Source organism: Streptomyces sp. NPDC021115, assembly GCF_044333065.1.
Taxonomy (GTDB): domain Bacteria; phylum Actinomycetota; class Actinomycetes; order Streptomycetales; family Streptomycetaceae; genus Streptomyces.
In genome coordinates this window covers 28,453-46,004 of record NZ_JBIRQF010000010.1, presented here as the reverse complement: position 1 = coordinate 46,004, position 17,552 = coordinate 28,453, and the positions used below count along the sequence as shown (strand labels likewise).

General features: G+C 73.0%; 17 protein-coding genes and 1 pseudogene. 8 read left to right on the top strand and 10 right to left on the bottom strand.

The window, feature by feature from the left end; genetic code table 11:
• Positions 1-12: 12 nt before the first annotated feature.
• Positions 13-1,263, bottom strand: a complete 1,251-nt coding sequence (locus ACH4TL_RS27870; protein WP_398321358.1) for a hypothetical protein — start codon at positions 1,261-1,263, stop codon at positions 13-15.
• A 68-nt stretch (positions 1,264-1,331) separates the two neighbouring features.
• Positions 1,332-2,954 carry an amino acid adenylation domain-containing protein gene (locus tag ACH4TL_RS27865; RefSeq protein WP_398321238.1) on the bottom strand — a complete coding sequence of 541 codons (1,623 nt, stop codon included), beginning with the start codon at positions 2,952-2,954 and terminating at the stop codon, positions 1,332-1,334.
• Between the two features lie 463 nt (positions 2,955-3,417).
• Between ACH4TL_RS27865 and ACH4TL_RS27860 the strand changes: the two genes are divergently transcribed.
• Positions 3,418-4,479: a CobW family GTP-binding protein gene (locus ACH4TL_RS27860; RefSeq protein WP_398321241.1), complete on the top strand. Its 1,062-nt coding sequence runs from the start codon at positions 3,418-3,420 to the stop codon at positions 4,477-4,479.
• On the opposite strand, the gene ACH4TL_RS27855 is transcribed toward ACH4TL_RS27860, so the two are convergent.
• Complete coding sequence (locus tag ACH4TL_RS27855) at positions 4,460-4,885, bottom strand: VOC family protein (RefSeq protein ID WP_398321244.1); 426 nt, start codon at positions 4,883-4,885, stop codon at positions 4,460-4,462. The two genes, ACH4TL_RS27860 and ACH4TL_RS27855, sit on opposite strands and share 20 nt — an antisense overlap.
• A 79-nt stretch (positions 4,886-4,964) precedes the next feature.
• On the opposite strand from ACH4TL_RS27855, the gene ACH4TL_RS27850 reads away from it, so the two are divergent.
• Positions 4,965-5,288, top strand: coding sequence for a hypothetical protein (locus ACH4TL_RS27850; protein ID WP_398321247.1), 324 nt, complete (start codon positions 4,965-4,967; stop codon positions 5,286-5,288).
• 124 nt (positions 5,289-5,412) lie between these two features.
• Here ACH4TL_RS27850 and ACH4TL_RS27845 read toward each other — a convergent pair whose 3' ends face one another.
• The gene (locus tag ACH4TL_RS27845; protein WP_398321361.1) at positions 5,413-5,706 is read right to left on the bottom strand and encodes a hypothetical protein; all 294 of its coding nucleotides are present in this window, start codon (positions 5,704-5,706) and stop codon (positions 5,413-5,415) included.
• 4 nt (positions 5,707-5,710) lie between these two features.
• On the opposite strand from ACH4TL_RS27845, the pseudogene ACH4TL_RS27840 reads away from it, so the two are divergent.
• The 3 genes and pseudogenes from ACH4TL_RS27840 to ACH4TL_RS27830 all read left to right on the top strand — a co-directional run.
• Positions 5,711-6,153: pseudogene (locus tag ACH4TL_RS27840) on the top strand (glycoside hydrolase family 65 protein); the annotation flags it as partial.
• 76 nt (positions 6,154-6,229) lie between these two features.
• Complete coding sequence (locus ACH4TL_RS27835; RefSeq protein ID WP_398321250.1) at positions 6,230-7,084, top strand: universal stress protein; 855 nt, start codon at positions 6,230-6,232, stop codon at positions 7,082-7,084.
• 129 nt (positions 7,085-7,213) lie between these two features.
• On the top strand, positions 7,214-7,876 hold the full coding sequence (locus ACH4TL_RS27830; protein ID WP_398321253.1) for a CBS domain-containing protein: 663 nt from the start codon (positions 7,214-7,216) through the stop codon (positions 7,874-7,876).
• A gap of 34 nt (positions 7,877-7,910) precedes the next feature.
• On the opposite strand, the gene ACH4TL_RS27825 is transcribed toward ACH4TL_RS27830, so the two are convergent.
• Together ACH4TL_RS27825 and ACH4TL_RS27820 are read right to left on the bottom strand one after the other, a co-directional pair.
• A complete protein-coding gene (locus tag ACH4TL_RS27825; RefSeq protein WP_398321256.1) occupies positions 7,911-8,903 on the bottom strand; it encodes an Acg family FMN-binding oxidoreductase in 993 nt (330 codons plus the stop codon).
• Positions 8,900-9,133 carry a DUF1918 domain-containing protein gene (locus tag ACH4TL_RS27820; RefSeq protein ID WP_398321258.1) on the bottom strand — a complete coding sequence of 78 codons (234 nt, stop codon included), beginning with the start codon at positions 9,131-9,133 and terminating at the stop codon, positions 8,900-8,902. The genes ACH4TL_RS27825 and ACH4TL_RS27820 overlap by 4 nt, the downstream gene beginning before the upstream one ends.
• A 167-nt stretch (positions 9,134-9,300) precedes the next feature.
• On the opposite strand from ACH4TL_RS27820, the gene ACH4TL_RS27815 reads away from it, so the two are divergent.
• Positions 9,301-9,975, top strand: a complete 675-nt coding sequence (locus ACH4TL_RS27815; RefSeq protein ID WP_398321261.1) for a CBS domain-containing protein — start codon at positions 9,301-9,303, stop codon at positions 9,973-9,975.
• A 182-nt stretch (positions 9,976-10,157) separates the two neighbouring features.
• Complete coding sequence (locus tag ACH4TL_RS27810) at positions 10,158-11,036, top strand: universal stress protein (protein ID WP_398321263.1); 879 nt, start codon at positions 10,158-10,160, stop codon at positions 11,034-11,036.
• Between the two features lie 146 nt (positions 11,037-11,182).
• On the opposite strand, the gene ACH4TL_RS27805 is transcribed toward ACH4TL_RS27810, so the two are convergent.
• Positions 11,183-12,058 (bottom strand): universal stress protein, encoded by an 876-nt coding sequence (locus ACH4TL_RS27805; RefSeq protein ID WP_398321364.1) that lies wholly within the window; start codon positions 12,056-12,058, stop codon positions 11,183-11,185.
• 217 nt (positions 12,059-12,275) lie between these two features.
• Between ACH4TL_RS27805 and ACH4TL_RS27800 the strand changes: the two genes are divergently transcribed.
• The gene (locus ACH4TL_RS27800; protein ID WP_398321266.1) at positions 12,276-14,855 is read left to right on the top strand and encodes a cation-translocating P-type ATPase; all 2,580 of its coding nucleotides are present in this window, start codon (positions 12,276-12,278) and stop codon (positions 14,853-14,855) included.
• Here ACH4TL_RS27800 and ACH4TL_RS27795 read toward each other — a convergent pair.
• The 3 genes from ACH4TL_RS27795 to ACH4TL_RS27785 are packed head-to-tail and all read right to left on the bottom strand — an operon-like array spanning position 14,779 to position 17,494.
• Positions 14,779-15,615 carry an FAD:protein FMN transferase gene (locus ACH4TL_RS27795; protein WP_398321367.1) on the bottom strand — a complete coding sequence of 279 codons (837 nt, stop codon included), beginning with the start codon at positions 15,613-15,615 and terminating at the stop codon, positions 14,779-14,781. The two genes, ACH4TL_RS27800 and ACH4TL_RS27795, sit on opposite strands and share 77 nt — an antisense overlap.
• 1 nt (position 15,616) lies before the next feature.
• Entirely contained in the window at positions 15,617-16,093 is a 477-nt protein-coding gene (locus ACH4TL_RS27790) for an FMN-binding protein (RefSeq protein WP_398321269.1), read from the bottom strand.
• A gap of 36 nt (positions 16,094-16,129) precedes the next feature.
• Entirely contained in the window at positions 16,130-17,494 is a 1,365-nt protein-coding gene (locus tag ACH4TL_RS27785) for a ferric reductase-like transmembrane domain-containing protein (protein WP_398321272.1), read from the bottom strand.
• Between the last annotated feature and the right edge of the window lie 58 nt (positions 17,495-17,552).

The following is a 17,552-nucleotide window of genomic DNA, read 5'->3' as shown; positions in this document are numbered from 1 at the left end:
CCGGGGGCCGGTCTACGAGTCCCAGATGGCGCCGTACGCGGGGATCCCGCGGCACTCCAGGCCGTGGACCACCTGCCAGGTGAGCTTCTTGTTGGAGATGCAGATGACGGCCTCGGCCCCGAAGTCCGCGTACGCGGTGTAGGCGAGCCGGACCATGTCGGGCTTGCCGTGTTCGGAGGTGTCCCAGATGAGGGCGTCGGGCTGGACGGCCAGGATCTCGTCCACCAGGGCGCCGCCGTAGGTCGTACGGGGCGTACGGGTCGCCCACACCAGCCGCGCCGGGACCTCCCGGGCTAGCAGATGGGGGAGACACGGGCCGATGCCGCTGCCGGTGGCCACGTAGACCACCTTGTGGAACAGCGTCTCGATGTTGGCCACCCCCGCGGTGGTGATGCCCTTCACCCACACCCGGGACGGTGCGTCGTCGATGAACTTCCCCGTCCAGTCCCCGGCGCGGGAGATGGTGAGCCGGAACCCGGACTCGCCCGGCGCGGGCACGTTGGCGAACGAGTGCCACTCCCGCAGCGGGCTGCGGCTGATCGCCGTCGAGGACCCGGCGAAGGGCGTCACCCCGTGGTTGAAGCGGGCGAGCGCCACATGGGCGGAGGGGCGCTCAATGGCCACCCGCACCCGGCGCAGCCGCAGCCACGGCAGCGCCACACTGAAGGTGATCACCACCAGCACCCACGCGCCCGGCGCCGTCAGCAGCCGCTCGGCGGCGGACCCGCCGCCGGGCCCGTCGAGCGTGGTCAGCACGGTCTGTGCCCAGAAGAGCGCGAGTGCCGCCCAGCCGCCGAAGCGGTGTGACTTCTCGAAGTGGTCGTGGAACCGCGCCCGGAACGGCGGCAGCGCGGTGGCCGTGATCCCCAGCAGCAGGACGACCAGGGCGTACGAGACGGCGAGCGTCGCGGCCGGGGCGGCGTGCCGGGTCAGCGACCCCACCAGGGCGAGGAACCAGAGCGTGCCCGCGAGCGCCCCGCCGACGTGCACCCCGCCGAAGTGGTAGACCTTCGCCAGCGTCCACCGGATCCTCAGCGGCCAGCTGGTGGGCGCCGCGGTGGCGATGCGGAACAGCAGATTGATGACGTACTGCTGGCGGATGACGATGGCGACAGCGAAGTTGACGAGCGCCGCGTCGGAAAGCGTACGAGTCGGCAGGCCCTCGCCCGAACGGGAGAGCAGGAACGCCAGGTTGACGGCCAGGACCAGGGTGATGAGGCGGTTGTAGTGCATCAGGCGCGGATGCTTCAGCAGCCCGCGCATCCCCGGTGTCCGGGGCGGCAGCGGCAGCTCCGCGGTGCCGCGCGGCGGCGCTTCGGCGCGGGGTGTGGTCACGACGCCACCTCACGGGCCGTGCGGCGCTCATCCGCTGTGCGGCGCTCGGCGGCCAGCCGCAGCAGGGCCGCCTTGTCGACCTTGCCGCGGCTGGTGAGCGGAAGCGCCGGCAGGGTGTGGACGGCCACCGGCACGCAGTAGTAGGGGAGCGCCCGCGTCACGGCCTGCCGCGCCGCCTCGGGGTCGACCCGCAGCGGGGCGGCGAAGGACACCAGACTGCGGTCGTCCAGCTTGAGCGTCACCGCGCGGACGCAGCCGGGGACCGCTTCGAGGACGGCCGACACCGAATCCAGTTCGACGCGGAAGCCCCGCACCTTGACCTGGTCGTCGGTGCGGCCCAGATGTTCCAGCTCGCCGTCGGGCGTCCAGCGGCCCAGGTCGCGGGTACGGAACATCAGCCGCCCGCCGCCGAGGAACGGGTCGGGCGCGTACCGCTCCGCGGTGAGCCGCGGATTGCGCAGATAGCCCGCCGACACGCAGTCGCCGCCCGCCCACATCTCGCCGGTCTCGCCGATGGCGCACGGCCGCCGCTCGGCGTCCAGCACGTACACGGTGTTGTTGGGGGTCGGCCGTCCGATGGTCAGCCGCAGCGCCGCCGGGTCATGGCGTTGCATGGTGTTGACGATGGTGGTCTCGGTCGGCCCGCACGCGTTGTAGAAGGTGCAGACCCGGGCCCAGCGGTCGGCGAGCGCGCGCGGGCACGGCTCCCCGGCGACGGCCGCGACCTCGATCCGTTCGCACAGCTCGGGATCGACCCCGCTGAGCACGGTGGGGGTCGCGATGACGACGTCCACCCGGCGTACGGTCTCGGCGATGTCGGCGCCGCGGATCACCAGGGTGGCACCGTGGCTCAGAGCGCCGAGGATCTCCCACGCGGCCATGTCGAAGGCCACGTTGAGGATCTGGGACACACGCACCCCGGGCCGCATTCTCAAGTTCCCCGGCTCGGTGAGCAGGATGTTGCACACGTTGCGATGGGTGACGGTGACCCCGTTGGGCGCTCCCGTGGTACCGGAGGTGAAGAGCACATAGCAGCCGTCGTCCGGTGTCACGGGCCGGGCGGGCACAAAGGGGCGTTCGCTCCGTTCGTCGTCGAAGGGAACGGCCATCGCGGTGTCGACCGGGACGATGACATGGCCGGGCGGCGCCGGTATGCGGTCCGCGTAGCCGGACGTCGTCAGGATCACCCGGGTCGACGCCGTGCGGATGACATGGCCGAGCTGCGCCGGTGGCGCCAGCCCGGCGTCCTGCGGCACATAGGCCGCGCCCGCCTTCAGGGTGGCCAGCAGGCCGACGAGCATGGCCAGCGAGCGCCGGACGAACAGCGCGACATGGTCACCTGGGCGTATGCCCAGCTGGGCGAGCTGGGCCGCCAGCCGTTCGGCCTGCCGGTCCAGCTCCCCATAGGTGATCGTTTCGCCGAGGTGCTCGGCCGCCACGGCGAGCGGGGCCGTGGCGGCGTGCCGCTCGACGGCCCGGTGGATCAGGGAACACGGCGGGGTGGCCACCGGCCCCTGGCCGAACCGCTGGAACAGCCGCCGGTCCGTGCCGGAGAGGTTCCGGAGGGGATCGGCGGGCCACTCCGGTCGTGCGTCCCGATGCAGGGTGTGTATCCGCATATGTCGCCCACTCTCGTTCGACAAGTCGGTCGTTGTTCGGCTCATGGAGCCGGGTGCGGGCACGAATGGCCCGGGTACGGAGGTGAGGGTGAAAGGTGATGAGCCGTATGAGGTGCGATGGGTGGCACTTCGGCGGGGAGATCAGACCGCCGCCGACCAGGTCACATGCGCTTCGTGCGGCACATGGCCATCAGCCGTCTCGCTTGCTTGAGAGCTTAAGGACCTGCGCGGCGCGCAGGGAAGACAGACGACGGGCGCAAGTTGGCCAGGATCCCACTAGAGTGCGCCCGCGCGGAAAGATATGCCTTGTGGCCTTGATGCCGACCTGGTAGCGGCAGCAGCGGGGCGGCGCCACCGAAACTGACGATATGTCATCCCGTGCGCCGATGGCCGAGATCCGCCCCGGGCCGTCGTCCGGATAGCATGAACGGCCCGCCCGCACCACCGCACGGAGACGACAGCCTTGGCCACACAACGGATCCCGGTCCTTCTCCTCACGGGTTTCCTGGGTTCCGGAAAAACCACGATGCTCAACCATCTGATGCGCGACAGCGCGGACACCCGGATGGGCGTCATCGTCAACGACTTCGGCAGCATCAACATCGACGCCATGGCCGTCGCCGGACAGGTCGACTCGATGATCCCCATCGAGAACGGCTGTCTGTGCTGCGCCGCGGACGCCTCCGAAATGGACGAGATGCTCGACCGGCTCACCGATCCGCAGCTGCGCATCGACGTCATCGTGATCGAGGCGAGCGGCCTGGCCGAGCCGCAGAGCATGATCCGTACGCTGCTGTCCAGCGGCAATGAGCGCATCCGCTACGGGGGCCTGGTGGAGGTCGTGGACGCCGCCGAGTTCGCGAGCACCCGCGACCGCCACCCCGAGCTGGACCGCCATGTGCGCGACGCCGACCTGATCGTGCTCAACAAGACCGACCGGGTGGGGGAGGAACAGCGGCGGCGCGTCCTGGACACCGTCGCCGAGATCGCCCCTGGGCTGCCCGTCCTCACCGCCGAACACGGCCGCGTCGACCCCGGACTCCTCTTCGACCACGAGCCCCGGGAGACCCCCGAAGAGCGCTTCCGGCAGCTCTCGTTCGCCGATGTGTGCGCCGAGGACGACAACCACGGCCACGACCACGGCCGCCATCTCCACGCCGCGTACGAGAGCGTCGAATTCAGCTCGGCCGAGCCGATGGACCCGCGCCGCTTCATGGAGTTCCTCGACGCCCGGCCCGCGGGCCTCTACCGCCTCAAGGGCTTCGTCCACTTCGCGGGCGCCGATCCGCAGCGGAAGTACGGGCTGCACGCGGTCGGCGCGTACCTCCGGTTCCAGCCGGAGCCCTGGGAGCGCGGGGAGCCCCGCACCACCCAGCTGGTGATGATCGGCACCGGCATCGACGCCGACACCCTCACCAAGCGGCTGACCGACTCCGTCGCGGCCGGTCCGGAGGGGGCGGACGAGCGGCACATGATGGGCGTGCTGCGCTACGTGGACGACGCGACTAGAAATCGGGAAGGGTGACCGAGCCGTCCTCGGCGAGCGGAAACCCGGGGTTGTAAGCGACCTCCCACGCATGGCCCTCCGGGTCGGTGAAGGCACTGGAGTAGAACCCGATCGCGTTGACGGCCGCGGGCTTGGTCACCGTCCCACCGGCCCGCTCCGCCGCCGCGAGCAGGGCGTCGACCTCCGCCTCCGACCGTACGTTGTGCGCCAGGGCGATCCCGCCGAACCCGGCCGCCGGCCCGGGCTCCAGCCCGCAGTCCCGCGCCAGCTCGTCCCGCCCCCACAGGACCAGCCCCAGGCCGCCCGCCTGGAAGAACACGGTCTCCTCGACTTCCTGCCCCCGCCAGCCCAGGGCCTCGTAGAACGCCTTGGCCCGAGCGAGATCGGTAACGCCCAGCGTGATCAGGGTGATGCGCTGCTCCATGCGCACACGGTACGGCTCCTCGGCCGGCATGCGCCGCCGGCGCGGCGTTCCCATCATGGGACGAGGAGATGAGCACCCCATGACCGAGTGGACGTGGGAGTACCGCGGGTACGACCCGGCCGCCGAACGGCCGCGCGAGGTGCTGTGTACCCTCGGCAACGGCTATACGGCGACCCGCGGCGCGCTGCCCGAGAGCCGCGCCGGGCCGGTGCACTACCCCGGCACGTACGTGGCGGGCTGTTACGACCGGTCGCGCTCCGCCGTCGCGGGCCGCGAGGTGGAGAACGAGGACCTGGTCAACCTGCCGAACTGGCTGCTCCTGGTTCGACCAGCAGCGTCAGCGCGTGCCCGGCGCGCCGGCGCCCGACGCGCGGACGGCGCGACAGGGGCTCGGCCCCCGTGATCCTGGTCTGCGCGGCAAGCGCGACACGGACATCGGACGTCCGGGTACGGCAGTGCAGCCACGCGGTGCCTGAGCGCTCCTCACCGGTGCCGAAACCGGTCAGATGACGCTCCTCCAGACCCTCTTAACGGCGCACATTGGTGTTGCGCACCTCCCCGTCCAGGACCGATTCGACCTGGATACGGCTCGGCCGGTCCTCCGTCGTGAGGACGGTCCGCAGCGCGGCGAGGTGGGGGTCGCCCATGTGGACCAGCCGGTGCTGTTCCACTCCGAGCCGGTGCCCGTCGCGGTCGCGGTAGCCCACCGTCCGGGTGAGCGTTCCCGTACGCATGTCCAGCGTCTGGTGATAGTCGAGCGGTGCGCGGATGTCCGGGGACAGCCATGCTCCGGCGGTGCCGTCGCCGGACAGTGTCCGCAGGCGCCTCATGCTCGGATACCTCTTCGCACCGGAGGAACTGGCCGCGCTCTTCCGCACCCTCGGATACACGGTGGACGGCACGGTCTGGCGCCGCACCGTGGACTACTACCTGAGCCGCACCAGCCACGGTTCCACTCTCAGCAGCCTGGTCCACGGCTGGGTGCTCGCCCGGGCAAAGCGCTCGGCGGCCTGGGAGTACTGCCGCCGGGCGCTGGAATCCGATGTCGCCGACATCCAGGGCGGAACCACTCCCGAGGGCATCCACCTCGGCGCCATGGCCGGCTCCGCTACCGCGGCCACTGGGGAGTGAGCCTCCGCCTGGACCGCGGCCGACTGCGCGTCGCCGTTCCCGGCTCCGACCACGAGCCGATCCGGCTGGTGCTCCCCGACCGGACCGTCACCCTCGCCCCCGGGAAGAGCCACGCCGTGCGGCTGCCTCGCCGCTGACGCGGCCCGGGCGGTGGTTCGCCCTCCGGGGTACTCCCTGCGTACAGAGGGCTTCTTGTGAGACGAGGCAGCCGCCATGGAACAAGTGGTCACCGTGGGCCTCGACGGTTCGGCCGAGAGCCTGGCCGCCGCCCGCTGGGCCGCCGACGAGGCGGAGCGGCGAGGACTGGCGTTGCGCCTGACGCACGCGTGGATCCTGCTGTCCGCGCCCACTCCCGACACTCCCGCGGCGGACGACCAGAACCGCTGGGCGAAGCGGATCGTGCACGACGCGCACGACGAGCTGTCCGGCCTCCACCCGGGACTCACCATCACCGAGGACCTGGTCGCGGACGAGGCCGGGAAGGCCCTGCTCGACGCGGCCGCGCGGTCGCGGATGCTGGTGCTCGGTTCCCGCGGGCTGGACCGGGTGGCGAGCTTCTTCCTGGGCGACATCGGCCTGCACGTCGTAGGCCGCGCGGAGCGGGTCGTGGTGCTGGTCCGAGGGGACCGGGCGGCGGCGGACGACCGGCGGCGTGTGGTCGTGGGCCTGAGTCCGCACGGTCCCCAGGACAATCTCCTCGAGTTCGCCTACGTCACCGCCTTCACCCGTGGTGTGCCGTTGCACGCCGTCCACGGCAGGAAGCCCGACCGGGCGTACGCCGCCCCCGGCGGGGAGGCGGGTGTGGCCCGGGACCTCGCCGAGCGGGCGCGACGGGAGCTGGACGAGGTCCTGCGGCCGTGGCGGGAGAAGTTCCCCCGGGTACGGGTCGTCGACGAGATCCGGCTGGAGAGCCCGGCCCAGGCGGTCGTACGGGCCGCCGACGACGGCGATCTGCTGATGGTCGGACGGCGGAAGCGCCCGCCTGCCCTCGTGCCCCGCCTCGGTCCCGTGGTGCAGGCCGCCGTGCACCACGCCGCCTGTCCGGTCGCCGTCGTCCCCCACGAATGACGCGGGGGTCCGGCGGACACGAGGCAGCCGTCATCGGCGCGTGCGTGGCCGGGGGCACCCGCCCGCCGGACACTGGAAGTGGTGGGGCACCGCCGGGCCCCGGGGGAGACCGACGAGAGGAGGAGGGCCGTGCCCGAGACTCCGCACATCGTGGGCGATGTGATGACGCGGACGGTCGTCGCCGTCGGGCGCGACGCGCCGTTCAAGGAAATCGTGCAGACCCTGGGCCAGTGGCATGTGAGTGCCATGCCGGTGCTGGAGGGCGAAGGGCGGGTGATCGGCGTCGTCTCCGAGGCGGATCTGCTGCCCAAGGAGGAGTTCCGGGGCAGCGATCCGGACCGTCCCGAGCAACTGCGGCGTCTGCCCGACCTCGCGAAGGCCGGGGCCGTGACGGCGGAGGAGCTGATGAGCACCCCGGCGGTGACCGTGCACACGGACGCCACCCTGGCAGAAGCGGCCCGGACCATGGCCGTCAGGCGGGTCAAGCGGCTCCCCGTGGTCGATGCCGAAGGGAAGTTGCAGGGCATCGTCAGCCGGGGTGATCTGCTGAAGGTCTTCCTCCGGGCGGACGAGGACATCGAGGAGGAGGTCCGCCGCACGGTGGTGTCCTATCTCTTCCCCCGCCTCGGACACGCCGTCCACGTGGCGGTGGACGAGGGCGTGGTCACGCTCAGCGGGGAACTGGGCGACACCACGCTGATTCCGGTGGCCGCGCGCCTCGTCCGGGCGGTGGAGGGTGTCGTGGACGTCGAATGCCACTTCAAGGCCGCCGGGCGGGCCGAGGCGGCATGATCGCCCCGAAGGCGGCCCCGCTGCGGCGACAGGGCTACGGCTGGATGTCCAGTACCTCGTGGATCGGTCGACGAGGGGTCCGCGCGCCCGGTGGCCCGTAGCCCAGGCGCAGCACCATCTGCACGTACGCCGCGCCCGACACCGGGTCCCGCAGCGGCCAGCGCAGGTCGCGCCATTCCAGGGCCTGGGTGACGAAGGAGGCGGCCAGCCCCTCCAGGGTGGCGCGCAGCAGAACCCGTTCCATCGCCTGGCCGGTGCGCAGCCAGTCCTCGGCCCGGTCGCGTCCGGTGCTCAGCAGGGCCAGATGAGGGGTGGTCTCGAAGTCGGCGGTCGGGCGGCCGGGCACCGGTTTGCCGCCCGCGAAGTCCCGTACGGGCGCCTTGCCGATGCCGCGCCGGGGCCCGAAGGCGTGCTCCGGGACGCCTTCTGCGGCGGGCCGCGGGTCGTCCGCCCTGCGGGTGAAGCGGGCCAGGTCCGCGGCGACACCGGGATCGGTGAGATTGCGTGCCTCTGCCTCCAGGGCCAGGTCGAGGACGGACCGCAGATGCCACCCCGAGGCGAACGACAGCGAAACGTGTTCCCGGCATGCGGCGTCGGCGAGGGCGGTGCACACGGGCTCGGGTATGGCGGTCTCCGCGAAGGGATATCGGCTGGTGTGCCGGGTGTGCACAGCTGGGTACAGGGACGCCGGATCGTCGTCACCGCCGTCGAGCGGTCCGGTCAGCGTCACGGTGGCCAGCAGCATGGGGTCGGCCGGATCGGGAAGCAGCCGGGTCGTCGCCCCCCAGCCCTCGTGCGCGACCGCGGCCCGCAGATTCATCAGCGCCGCGCCGCAGCCGATGTGCAGGGCGCGCTGTTCCGGATCGGAATGCGGCAGGGCGCCCCTGAGGTCTCCCCGGACGTGGAAGACGCGGCTGCCCCGGACGTACCGGAACCGCCAGGGCTGGGCGTTGTGCATCGAAGGGGCGGCGGTGGCGTCCCGCACCAGCGCGGTGACGACCTCGTCGGACGGCGGTCGCACCCTCACCGATGTCCGGGGGGCATGCGGCCCCGGGGTCTTTCCGACGTGTGCTCGCTGTGGTGGACGTGTGCGTCCGGGCCGGGAAACACCAGGGTGATCCGCTCCGAGTCCGACCACCTCACGTCATACGGAGGCGTTCCGTCGTCGTGGTGGAGCCCGACGATCTCACCGTCCCGCCTGGTCGCGCCGGTGGTCGGGCTTTCGACGATGAGTTGGTCACCGACATGGGCACGCATCGCTTCCGCGCCTCCCGTCCCCTCGCTCCTTCTTCCTCCACCATGGCACGGCGGATGAGCGCTGTCCCTGGGCCGAATGGCCGGTCGGATGGGCCGGGAAGCTCATTCGGAAAACCGCGGCGAGTTGCGACGCTTGGCAGTCGGGAGCCGAGGAGAGGAGGCGGCGGATGCACCACAGGACAGTGGGAGAACTCATGACCCGCGGGGTGGTCCGGGCGCCAGGTGACATGCCGTTCAAGGAACTCGTCGCGCTCCTCGCGGAGAACGACGTCACAGCGGTGCCTGTCGTGGACGCCGCCGACCGGCCGATGGGCGTGGTGTCCGAGGCCGACCTGCTGCGCAAGGTGTCGGGTCAGGCCGATCCGTCCGGCCGGGTCTTGCTCCCGCATCCGGAGGCATGGGAGCGGGCGAAGACGGAAGGGGCGAGGGCGGAGGAGCTGATGTCGGCCCCCGCCGTGTGCGTACGCCCCGAGTGGACTGTCGCCGAGGCCGCCCGTCTGATGGCGGTCCATGGCGTCAAGAGGCTGCCCGTCGTGGACGGGACCGACAAGCTGCTCGGCATCGTCCCCCGGGGAGACCTGCTGCGGATCTTCCTGCGCCACGACGACGCGATCCACGACGAGATCTGCCGCGACGTGCTGCGCCGGACCCTGCGGCTGGCGCCTTCGGCCGTGACGGCCGAGGTACGGGAGGGCGAGGTAACGCTGAGCGGGTCGGTGGAACTTCGGAGCCTGATCCCGATCATCGTCCGGCTGTGCCGGAGCGTGGACGGAGTGGTCTCCGTCAGCGAACACATCTCCTTCCGCGCCGACGACACACAGGGCCCTGCCGCGGCCGCGTAAGGCACCGGGCGCCCGGGAGCGATCTGCCGGGCCCGACGCCCGGCGACACCGCCGCCCGATCGGTGCCACACTGGCCGCATGGGCGACCGGCGCACTCCCGTGCCCCCGGTGTGGTGACGCGCGGGTCCACCGCGATCGCCCGTCCGCGACGGCACCGGAATCCGCGAGGAGGCCGAGTCCCGATGACGCAGACCCCCGGGGCACGTCCCGTCACCGTCGGCTTGGACGGCTCGCCCGAAAGCCTGGCCGCCGCCGAGTGGGCGGCGCGGGAAGCGCGGTGGCGGCAGGCGCCGCTGCGGCTGGTCCACGCCTGGATGCTGCCCGCGCAGACGGCGCGTACCGCGCAGGCTCCCGAGATGCGCAGACTCTGGGCGCAGGAGGCTCTCGACGCGGCGAAGGCGCGACTCGCCGACCGCTACCCGGAGGTGCCGATTTCCACCGAACTCCTCCCGCGGACGGCCGTCGAGGGCTTGGTCGGCCATGGCGCGTCCGCGCAGCTGCTGGTGCTCGGGTCGCACGGGCGGGGCACGGTGGCCGGCTACCTGCTTGGGTCCGTGGGCATGCAGGTGCTGGGGTGTTCGACGAGCCCGGTGGTGATGGTGCGCCGGGACGGCGGGGAGCGGACCGGGGCGGAGGGCGGCGAGGTGGTCGTGGGCGTTCAGGACCCGCCGGAGTCGGCCGCACCCGTCGAGTTCGCCTTCGCCACCGCGGCGGCACGCGGAACGGGGGTGTGCGCCGTGCGGGCACTGCCACCGCCGACGGTGTTCCACGCCGACCACGCCGACCACGCCGACCACGGCGGGGACGCCGGGGACGAGGAGCGGAAGCGGCTGGCGGAAGCCGTGGAACTGTGGCGGGAGAAGTACCCCGACGTCCCGGTGTCCGAGCGGGCCGAGCAGGCCCATCCCGCGGATGCCCTGCTGGCGGCCGCATCGGGGGCCGGTCTGATGGTCGTCGGACGCCACACCCACCGGCCACCCGTCGCACCCCGCCTCGGCCACGTCACCCACGCGCTCCTCCACCACGCCGGGTGTCCCGTCGCCGTCGTACCCCACGACTGACGACACGCCGCCCGTACCGCGCTGTGCCCCACTGCTGTTCGGCTACCGAGGTGGTGGGGCCGTCGACCTGGAGGGGCTGGAGCAACTCCTGCTGCGGCGGTCGCGCGCCGCACGGCGGTGGCGGGCGTGAAGCACACCCGTGCCGATCACACCCGCTGCGGGACGACGGCCACCGGGCACGCGGCGCGGTGCAGCACGGCGTGGCTGACCCGGCCGAGCTGCAACCCGGCGCGGTCGCGACGGTGCAGGGAGCCGACGACCAGCAGGTCGGCCTGTTCCGACATGTCCCGCAGGACCCGGTGTGCCGGGCCCTCGATCACATCGCGGTGGCACACGGTCTTGTCGTCCTCCTCGCGTTCCACCTCGTCCAGTACCTCATTGAGCACGGTCGCCGCCTGTTCCTCGTAGATCAGGGTGGTCGCCTCAAGCGGCGACTGGCCCGCGGGTGAGTGCGCCGGGCGCCGCCAGGCGCGTACGGCGTGCAGTTCGGCGTCCCTCGCCCGCGCCTCGCGGAAGGCGAACCGGATGGCGGCCGACCCCTCCGCGACATCACCGACCGCGAGGACCACGCGTCCGAAGGACCCCTGACGGTTGCGCTCCGCGCCGCGGACCACGATCACGGGGGAGACGGAACGTGCCGCCACCGCCAGACTGACCGAACCCAGCAGCGTGTCCGCCAGCTCGCCCCTGCCGCGGGACCCCGTGACCACGGCGAACGCCTCGCGGCCCTCGTGCAGCAGCGCCGACACGGTGTCCTCGGCCAGGGCCTCGGCGGACACCTTCACCTCCGGGTTGCGGGACGTCGCGTGCCGTGTGCAGGAGGCGATGACGTTCTCGGCCACGATCTCCCCCGAGGAGCGGCCGGTGCTGAACGAGGGGAGGCGCCCCTCGTACCGCTCCCATCGGGAGGCGTGGACCAGGCGCAGGGGCAGCTCGTGGCGGGCCGCCTCGTCCACGGCCCAGTCCACCGCCTGAAGGCTGGAATCCGATCCGTCAACACCCACGACCAGCGGGAGCGCCATCATCCCCACCGCCTTCCTGCGGTCGACTCGTGTGCTTCGGGTACCCCCGTGACCACGCTCGCACCGCCGCACCGGATGCGGCCCGGGGAGACCGGCCGCACGATGAAGCCATGTCGGCTCCCCGCCCCGCTGCCACCCCCGACCACGCCGACACGGCCGCCTCCTGCCCCGGGTACATGGGCACGGCGGTGCGGTCGGCCGCGGGGGACGGCCCCGGGTGACGGCGGGGCTGTCGCCGGAGGAGGCGGCGCGGAGGTTGGAAGAGTACGGGCCCAACTCCGTCGCCCGGGAGAGGCCCACGCCCGTATGGCGCCGAGTGGCGCAGCAACTGCGCGACCCGCTGATCGTGGTGCTCCTCGTGGCCGCCGTGCTGACCCTGGCCACCAGGGACCTTCCCGACGCCGCGGTGATCCTGCTCGTCATCACGGTGAACACCGTGGCCGGTGTCGCGCAGGAGGTACGGGCCGAACGGGCCGTGACGGCGCTGACGGCCCTGAGCGCCCCCACGGCCCGGGTGGTGCGCGGCGGCGCGGAGTCTTCCGTACCGGCCGCCGACGTGGTGCCGGGGGACCTGGTCCTGCTCGGTGAGGGGGACATCGTGCCCGCGGACGGTGAGATTCTCGACGCGGCGCTGCTCCTGGCGGACGAGTCGGCGCTGACGGGCGAGTCCGTTCCGGTGGAGAAGGCCGTCGGCGCGGATCCCTCGCTCGGCATGGTGTCGGCCGGCACGGTGGTCGTCCGCGGGCGCGGCCGCGTCGAGGTCACCGGGACCGGGCCGGACAGCGCGCTCGGCCGGATCGCCGCCCTGATGGGAACCGCCCCCGGCCTGACCCCGTTGCAGCACCGGCTGGCCAGGTTCGGCCGGGTGCTGGCGGCCGTCGTCGTCGCGCTGTGCGCGGTGGTGCTCGCCCTGGGGCTGGTCCGCGGACAGCCGGTGGAGCTGATGATCGTGGCCGCGATCAGCCTCGCCGTCGCGGCCGTGCCCGAGTCCCTGCCCGCCGTGGTCACCCTCGCGCTGGCCCTGGGGGCACGGCGGATGGCCGACCGGCACGCCATCGTCCGCCGGCTTCCCGCGGTGGAGACGCTGGGCTCGGTCACGGTGCTCGCCACGGACAAGACCGGCACCCTGACCGAGGGCAGGATGGCTGCCGAAAGGCTGTGGACACCCCGGGGCGCGGCCACCGTCAGCGGCACCGGCTACGGCCCCGAGGGCCGCGTGGCGCGCGACGGCCACACGGTGACGGCGCGTGACGCCCCCGACCTGGCCGCGCTGCTGAGCGCCGCGATGCTGTGCAACGACGCCGCGCTGGAACCTCCGTCGGACGGCGGGACACGGTGGCGCCCGATGGGCGACCCCACCGAGGCCGCCCTGCTCACGGCGGGGGCCAGGCTGGGCCTGGACCGGGCGGCCCTGGAACGCCGGTCGCCACGCGTCGACGAGATCCCCTTCGACAGCGCACGCAAGCGCATGACGACCGTGCACCGCGGGGACGGCGGCGGGCTGCGGGTCATGTGCAAGGGAGCGCCCGAGGTCATGCTCAGGACCCCGGTCCTCGCCGACTCGCCGGACATGCTCTCCCGGGCCGCCGCCCACGCCGAGGAACTGGCCCGCGGCGGCTACCGGGTCCTCGCCGTCGCCTCGGCCGACCACGGCCCGGCGCCGCCCGCGGGCCGCGGCACCTGGGAGTCGGGCCTGTCACTGCTCGGCCTCGTCGGCATCCTCGATCCGCCCCGCGACACCTCCCGCACGACCCTCGCCGCCTGCGAACGGGCCGGGATCACCCCCGTCCTCGTCACCGGCGACCACCCCCTCACCGCCTGTGCCGTGGCGGCGCGTTCGGGCATCGCGGCCCGGGAGGACGAGGTCACCACCGGCCAGCGGATTCGCCGGGGCACCGCGGGTGAGCTGACCGCCCTGCGCGTCTACGCCCGGACCACGCCCGACCAGAAGCTGGACATCGTCCAGGCGTGGCGCGCGGCGGGCCATGTGGTGGCGATGACCGGCGACGGTGTCAACGACGGCCCCGCCCTGCGCCGGGCGGACATCGGCGTGGCCATGGGACGGCGCGGCACCGAAGTGGCCCGCCAGGCGGCCGACCTCGTGCTCGCCGACGACAACCTGGCCACCGTCGTCGCCGCCGTCGAGGAAGGCCGACGCGTCTACGCCAATGTGCGCCGGTTCCTGCTCTACGCCCTCGCCGGGGGCACCGCGGAAATCCTGGTCATGCTCCTCGGCCCGTTCCTCGGCATGCCGCTGCCCCTGCTCCCCGCACAGATCCTGTGGATCAACCTGCTCACCCATGGCCTCCCCGGAGTGGCGCTCGGAGCCGAACCCGTGGCCCCGGACGTGATGCGCCACCCGCCGCGCCCGCCAGAGGAGAGCGTCCTCGGGGCCGGGCTGTGGCCCCGCATCCTGATCATGGGCGCTTTCGTCGCCTGCGTCACCCTGGCCGCCGGGGTGTGGGCGCGGGACACGGGCCGTCCCTGGCAGTCGCTGATGTTCCTGGTCCTCGGCGCCACCCAGCTCGGCGTCGCACTGGGCTCGCGCGCCCGTCCGGGCAGCCTCACCAACCCGTTCCTGCTGGTCGCCGTGGGCACGGCCCTGGCCCTTCAGGCGGCAGGCGTCTATCTGCCGCTCCTGCGCGCCCTGCTGGGCACCGAACCGCTGCCACCCGTCGACCTCGCGGTCGCCTGCGCGCTCTCCGGCCTCGGGCACGTCGTCATGCGCGCCCAGAGGCGGCTCTTCCCGGAGCGCCCGCCCCACGCGCGCCCGGTGTCCGCCCCGGCGCGCGGCTGACGGCGGCCCCGGGGAAACCGGGGGTGTGCCAGGTCTCGCCCGTTGCGGTGATGCCCAGCGCCTCGTACCCGTCCAGCGCCCCGGCCCAGGTGCGGGCCCCGGCTCCCATGGCGAACGCCGCGGTGGCGTAGGCGTCGGTCAGGGTGAGGCCGTGACCGGTGAGGGTGAGCGAGGCCAGGGCGTCGGCGGGCTCGCCCGCGTGCGGGTCCAGGATGTGCGCGCCGCGCTCGGCCGTTCCCGAGGTGGCGACGGCCAGATCGCGTCCGGTGACCACGGCGGCCAGCTCCCCGGGCCGGGCGGGGTGGGCGATGCCGATCCGCCAGGGCGTGCCGGGGGCGGCCTCGCCGCGCGCCTGGATGTCGCCGCCGCCGTTGACGCAGGTGTTGTGCGCGCCCGCTTCGTACAGCGTCTGCGAGGCCCGTTCGATCGCCCAGCCCTTGACCATCCCGGACGGGTCGAGCCGGCCGCCGGGGGAGTGGCTGAACCAGCCGCCGGTGGCGTGCGCCACCTCCTCGCACAGCCCGAACACCTCGGCCACCTCGGGCCCGTCCTGCTCCGGCACGGGCTCGCCTCGGCTGAGGCGGCTGATCGCGCTGTCGGGGCGGTAGGTGGAGAAGACCTCGTCCACGTGGTGCAGCCAGACCACGGCCTCCTTCAGCGCCCGCAGGACGCGCGGGGTGACCGGATCGCGGAGGTCGAAGGAGAACACCGTGCCCATGGCGTGCTCGACGTGGCGCAGTCCGCGCGCGGGGGCGGACACCTCAGACACCGGCCTTGTCCAGCGCGCTCTGCAGGGACCGGGTGTACCCCTCGCTGGTGTACGTGGCGCCGGAAACCGCGTCGATGTGCGCGCTCTGGGCGCTCAGCGCCTCCTGGGTCAGCTGGGGCACGGCCTCAGTGGCGATCTGCTGGGAGCGCGGGCGGTCGGACGGCGTACGGAGCGCCTTGACGGCGGTGATCCTGCCGCCCGAGAGGGTGACGGACACCTGGACCGGTCCGTACGGGGTGTCGCTCACGCTGCCGGTGTACGTGCCGGAGGTGCCGCCGCTCGAGGACTGGTGTCCGCTCGGCGTGGAGGACGACGACGCGCTCGGCGTGGAGGACGACGACGCGCTCGGTGCCCCGGAGGACGGTGGCGATGCCGCCACGGCCGGGGCCGGGTTCTGGTGCGGCTTGAGCGACAGCAGAAGGATCACTCCTGCCACGGTCGAGACGGTGGCGGCGGCGGCCTTGCGCATGGTCCGGTTCCTGTTCGTCGGGAGGTGGCGCGCGGCTCAGAGCGCGAACGACTCGTGGTGGATGTGCCTGCGCGGAACCCCGGCCCCGCGCAGGGCCGCGGTCGCGGCCTCGGTCATCCCGGGGGGCCCGCACAGGTAGACGTCGCGTTCGGCGAGGTCGGGCACCAGGCCGCGCAGCGCCTCCGGGGTCAGCGGGGAGGAGTACACGGCGGGCTCGTCGACGACGTAGTGGACGGCCGCCCCGCGCGCGGCGGCGAGCGCGTCGAGTTCCGCGCGCAGCGCCAGGTCCTCGGGGCGCCGGGCCCGGTAGATGAGGGTCACCTCGCCGGGCAGCGTCTCGAAGAGGGTCCGCAGCGGGGTGATCCCGACGCCGCCGCCGAGCAGCAGGGTCTTGCGGGTACGGCGGCGGCGTGCGGTGAGGGCCCCGTACGGCCCCTCCACGAGCACCCGGGTGCCGGGCCGCAGCCGGGCGATGGCCGCACTGTGGCCGCCGGACGCCTTGACGGTGATCCGCAGGTACGCCGGGTGCGGGGCGGCGGACAGGGAATAGGGGTTGGCGGCCCACCACATGCCCCGGGTCAGGAACCGCCAGCGGAAGAACTGGCCGGGCTCGGCGCGCAGCTCCTCCAGCCCGCGGCCCGACAGGTACACCGACACGATGCCCGGCGCCTCGGGCCGGACCTCGGCGACGTACAGCCGGTGGCGCAGCGCCCGGCGCACCGGGACGGCGAAGCGGTACCAGGCCAGCAGCGCCGCCACCCCGATGTAGAGGGTGTACCAGGCGAGCTGGGCGGGACGGTTGCCGACGAAGTCGGCCCCGTCGGAGAGCTGGTGCCCGAAGACCAGGAAGACCGCCAGATAGGTGGCGAAGTGCAGGAAGTGCCAGGTCTCGTACGTCATCCGGCGGCGCGCCGCACGCGCGGAGACGATCGCGGTGACCAGGAACAGCAGGAACCCGATCGTGCCCTTGAGCAGGTCCGGGTAGTGCAGGACCAGGGTGGTGGTCTGGTCCACCACGCCGGTGTGCGATTCCAGGGAGTAACCCCAGATGATCAGCAGGACGTGGGCGCACGCGAGGGAGATCGTGTAGCGCCCGCCCATGGCGTGCCAGCGGGCCAGCCGGTCGGTGCCGACCGCGCGGTCCAGCAGCGGCAGGCGGGCCATCAGCAGCAGGAGGACCGCACAGGCGTATCCGGCCAGCAGGCCGGTGATCCGCCCGGCACCGGTGAGCCAGTCGGCCAGCGTGACGACCGAGCGGGTGTCGCTCCACCACAGCGCCAGGACAGCGACGGCCCCGCCCCAGATCAGCGCTTGCGCGAGGGCCGGTACGGGGCTGGGCGGGCGCGGTGCCGACCGGGAGGGGCGGGTCATGGCCGGGACCTGCGGTGTCGTGCTGGTCATGAGGAGTCCTCTCGGTGAATGGCCCGGTCAGACTCCCCGGCGAAGCTCTGAGGACCCT